Source organism: Actinosynnema sp., assembly GCF_052038725.1.
This window is the reverse complement of record NZ_JBQGCX010000953.1, coordinates 1-4,029: the sequence shown is the minus strand read 5'-3', so window position 1 is coordinate 4,029 and position 4,029 is coordinate 1. Positions and strand designations below refer to the sequence as shown.

The following is a 4,029-nucleotide window of genomic DNA, read 5'->3' as shown; positions in this document are numbered from 1 at the left end:
GGTGGAGGCGCCCTGCACCTCGACCGCCTTGTTGCTGTTGCGGTTGATCAGCTGGATGTAACCGTCGATGTCCTGGACGGTGAACTGCTGATTGGTGGTGTTGTTGTCGGTCCACTGGACGATCGCGCCGCCGTCGGCGGTGGAGAAGTTGTGGACGTCCAGGACCTTGCCGGACAGCCGGGACTTGACCCGGTAGTAGCCGTCGCCCGAGTCGACGAACTGCCACTGCTGCTGGTTGCCGTCGTTGCGGGCCCACTGGGTGATGCGGGCGCCGTCGTCGGTGAGCAGGTTGTAGACGTCCAGCGCCTTGCCGCTGTTGCGGTTGACCAGCACGTACCACGCGCTCGGGTCGACGGTGGCCGCCGACGCGGGTGGCGCGCCGATCGCGACCAGCACGCCACCGAGCAGCGCGGTGACGGCGGCGAGGACACCCGCCAGGCGGCGCGCGGGGGCGCGCGGGGCGGTGGTGGGCGGGCGCTGTCCTGGTCCGGGCATGGCCGTGCTCCTCTTCGTCGAGGTGAGGGGCGGCGCTCGGGCGGTGAATGGGGCTCGCGGCGACCCGTTTCCGGACCGGGTGTGGGAGTGGACCGCCGCTGCCGCGAGCGCCGCCGGTCTTTTCGCCCAGAACTGTGCGGGACGGGAAGTGGCCGGTCAAGGCGCATCGACAATGTTTCGCGCGGGCACGCCGAAGATTCCCGGAATGGGCTCGACTGCTAAAGTCGGGCAATTCTTTTAGCAGTGGGATTGGCTCCGCGGCCGGGCACGCAGTGCCGCGTCCCCCGGACCACCGTGGCCCGCACCCCCGTCTCCCGCGGCTCCGCGTCCGCGGGCTCGATCCCCTTCTCCCCTAGCGTCACGGTGACCGACCCGTTGTCCTTCACGGGCCCCTCCGGTGCTCGTCGTGCTGGGCTCTCACGCCCCTGTGACGTCCGGGCCTGCGGCCACTGTTGCGCTTCCGGTGGGAATTCCCCGCACGCCCCCGCCCTCGGGGACTTCGGAACCGGGGAAAAGACCTCGAACCGGGCGGGCGCGCGCTGCTAGCGTCCGGCCATGGCCCGGTTCTACGTGGTGGCGACGGGTTCGGCCTCGGGGGCGCTGCTGGCGGACGTGCTGGCCAGGCACCGGAGGATGGTCGGGGACCGGGTGCGGTTCCTGGCGGGCGCGGGGGTGGCGCGGACCGAGCTGGGGCTGGTGTCCACGGAGCTGTTCGACCCGACCTCGGCGCGGCACGTCGCCGGGCTGGCCGCGCTGCGGGCGCGGTGCCCCGGCCTGGAGGTCGACGACGAGCTGGGCGCGCCGGTGACCTCGCTGGGGTTCGGGTCGGAGGCGTCGAACTACCGCCGGTGGTGGCTGGAGGCCGACCAGCGAGTGCGGGTGGTGGAGACGGGCGCGCGGGCGCGGCTGTGGCGCGCGGTGCTGGCGGCGGCGGGCGCCCCCGGGTGCACGACCGTGGTGGCGCCCGCGACGCGGGAGGAGCCCGTGGCGGCGGCGGTGTCCCAGGTCAGGGAGGCGCCCGCCGAGCTGCCGGGGGCGCGGGAGCGGGGGCACGGGGTGGACGTGCTGCGGTGGTCGCTGGTGCGCGGGGTGGACGAGGCGGTGGCCCGGCGGGAGCTGGGGCGCGAGCTGGGCGGGCTGGTCGACCGGGTGGTGGTGATGGTGCACCGGTACCGGGGCGGGACGCCGCCGGACGCGGCGCCGCCCAGGGGCGCGGAGGAGCTGGTGGCCGCGTGCGCCGGGGTGCGCGGGGGCGTGCGGGGCGCGTTGGCGCGGTTCGACTTCGCCGCGGCCTCGGGCGAGGTGTGGCGGGTGGTCGAGGTGGCCAACCGGTACCTGGAGGCCAGCAGGCCGTGGGAGCTGTCGCGGAGCGCGGACCCGAGGGTGGACTCGGTGCTGGCGGTGCTGCTGGCGGCGTGCCGGGTGCTGGCGGTGGAGCTGACGCCGTTCGCGCCGGGGTTGGCGGCGCGGGTGGCGGAGCAGTGCGTGTCGCTGGCGGACGTGCTGCCGCAGCCGCGCGGGGTGTTCCCCAAGTCGTAGGTCCCCCGCGCGGCCGGGTGGTCAGGCGTCCCGCCTGGCCCGCAGGATGATGTCCACGTGGTGGTTGTTGGCCTTCAGGGCGCGGTCGCGCTTGACGTCGGTCTCGATGGTCCAGCCGTCGCCGAGCAGGGCGCGCACGTCGGCCGGTGAGGCGAAGTCGGCGTAGGGGAACTCGGTGCCGTCGTGGCCGTGGAACGCGCCCTCGGCCGGGGTGTCGTGGGCGACGAGCAGCAGGCGCCCGCCGGGCGCGACGGCCTCGATCAGGTGCTTGGCGGTGTCGGGTGCGGTCTTGAGGATCGGCAGGTAGTGCGCGGAGACCAGGTCGTAGGTCTCGGCGGGGGCCTCCTTCGCCAGGTCGAGCAGCCTCCAGGTGATCTCGTGCGGGGTCTGCACGGCGGCGGCGCGGTCGAGCGCGACCTGCGAGATGTCGACGGCGGTGACCCGCCACCCCTGCGCCGCGAGCCAGCGCGCGTCGGAACCGTCGCCGCAGCCGACGTCCAGCGCGCGCCCGGCGGGCAGACCGGTGACCTCGTCGACGAGGGCCCCGTTGGGGTTCCCGCTCCAGCTGAAGTCGACGTTGGTGTACATGGCGTCCCAGAACTCCTGATCCACGAGGACGATGGTGCGGCCGGTGCGGGCGGGCGGCCAACTTTTGTTGCCGGAATGGCAACGCGGGTTGTGGGCGGGTGGTCCGGGGGCGCCGGGCACCGGGCCTGGCCGCGCGCGCAGGCCGCCGACCAGGGCTTTGTCGAAGATCAACGCGACCTATACTCCCGCTGTCAACCACCCGTGCCGCCCGACCCCGTTCTCGCGGTCCCCGGAGCGCGGGTGGAGCCGGGAACTCGGGGAGGACCTGCCGTGCGGGCAGTGGTGGTGGGTGGCGGGGTCAGCGGTCCCGTCGTGGGGATGGCGCTGCGCAAGGCCGGGTGGGACGCGGTGGTCCTGGAGGCCCGCGACACCCCGCCCGAGGGGCTCGGCGACGGGTTGTCGGTGGCGCCCAACGGGATGCGGGCGCTGGACGTGCTCGGGCTCGGGGACGCGGTGCGGGGCGTCGGGGACGACATCACCGGGCTGGTCGTGCGCAACGGCGCGGGCCGGGTGCTCGGCGAGCTGACCAGCGATCCGGCGATGCTGCTGGTGTGGCGGGGCGAGCTGCGCAAGGTGCTGCGCGCGGAGGCGGCCCGGCGCGGGGTGCGGGTGCTGCACGGGCGGCGGCTGCTGCACGTGAACGAGCGGGAGGCGGTGTTCGCGGACGGCAGCCGGGAGCGGTTCGACCTGCTCGTGGGTGCGGACGGGGTGCGGTCGGCGGTGCGGCGGTACGTGGTGCCCGAGGCGCGGCCCCGGTACGCGGGGGTGCTGGGGTTCGGCGGGAACATCCCGTTCACCGGGCAGAACAGCACCGGCGGGAAGGTCGTGCTGGTGCACGGGCGGCGCGGGTTCTTCGGCTACCAGGTGCTGGAGGACAGCTCGGGCGGCTGGTTCGCGCACCTGCCGAGCCCGAGGGCGCTGACGATCGCGCAGGTGCGCGAGCGCGACCCGAAGGACTGGATGGCGGAGCTGACCTCGGTGTTCGGCGAGGACCGGGGGCCCGCGGTGGAGCTGATCGGGCGGACCGCGCCGGACGCGCTGGTGCTGTCCGGGGCGCTGGAGGAGCTGGACCCGCTGCCCCGGTGGTCGCGGGGGAACGTGGTGCTGGTCGGGGACGCGGCGCACGCGCAGTTCCCCAACTCGGGGCAGGGCGTGGCGCTGGCCGTGGAGGACGCGGTGGAGCTGGCCCGGTGCGTGCGCGACCTGGGGGCGGCGGGCGGGGTGGTGGCGTTCGAGCGGTTGCGGCGGGCGCGGGTGGTGGGGTTCGGGCAGCAGGCGGGGCGGGCGGTGCGCAACGCGGTGTCCGGGCCGGTAGGGCGGGCGGTGCGGGACCTGGTGATGCCGGTGGCGATCCGGCGGGTGGGGCCGAGCGCGTTCCCGTGGCACCGGCACGAGATCGACTGGGAC

4 protein-coding genes are annotated in these 4,029 nt (G+C 74.9%); 2 read left to right on the top strand and 2 right to left on the bottom strand.

Features of this window, described 5'->3' with window-relative positions; all coding sequences use genetic code 11:
• The coding region (locus tag ACTUAL_RS20200; RefSeq protein WP_440901348.1) for an RICIN domain-containing protein at nucleotides 1-495 on the bottom strand (495 nt) is incomplete at its 3' end.
• A 555-nt stretch (nucleotides 496-1,050) separates the two neighbouring features.
• Here ACTUAL_RS20200 and ACTUAL_RS20195 point away from each other — a divergent pair.
• Nucleotides 1,051-2,034 (top strand): hypothetical protein, encoded by a 984-nt coding sequence (locus tag ACTUAL_RS20195; RefSeq protein WP_096495868.1) that lies wholly within the window; start codon nucleotides 1,051-1,053, stop codon nucleotides 2,032-2,034.
• Nucleotides 2,035-2,055: 21 nt separating this feature from the next.
• Here ACTUAL_RS20195 and ACTUAL_RS20190 read toward each other — a convergent pair whose 3' ends face one another.
• A complete protein-coding gene (locus ACTUAL_RS20190) occupies nucleotides 2,056-2,646 on the bottom strand; it encodes a class I SAM-dependent methyltransferase (RefSeq protein WP_440901347.1) in 591 nt (196 codons plus the stop codon).
• A gap of 246 nt (nucleotides 2,647-2,892) precedes the next feature.
• Here ACTUAL_RS20190 and ACTUAL_RS20185 point away from each other — a divergent pair.
• Nucleotides 2,893-4,029: FAD-dependent monooxygenase (locus tag ACTUAL_RS20185; protein ID WP_440901346.1), on the top strand; the 1,137-nt coding region annotated here is incomplete at its 3' end.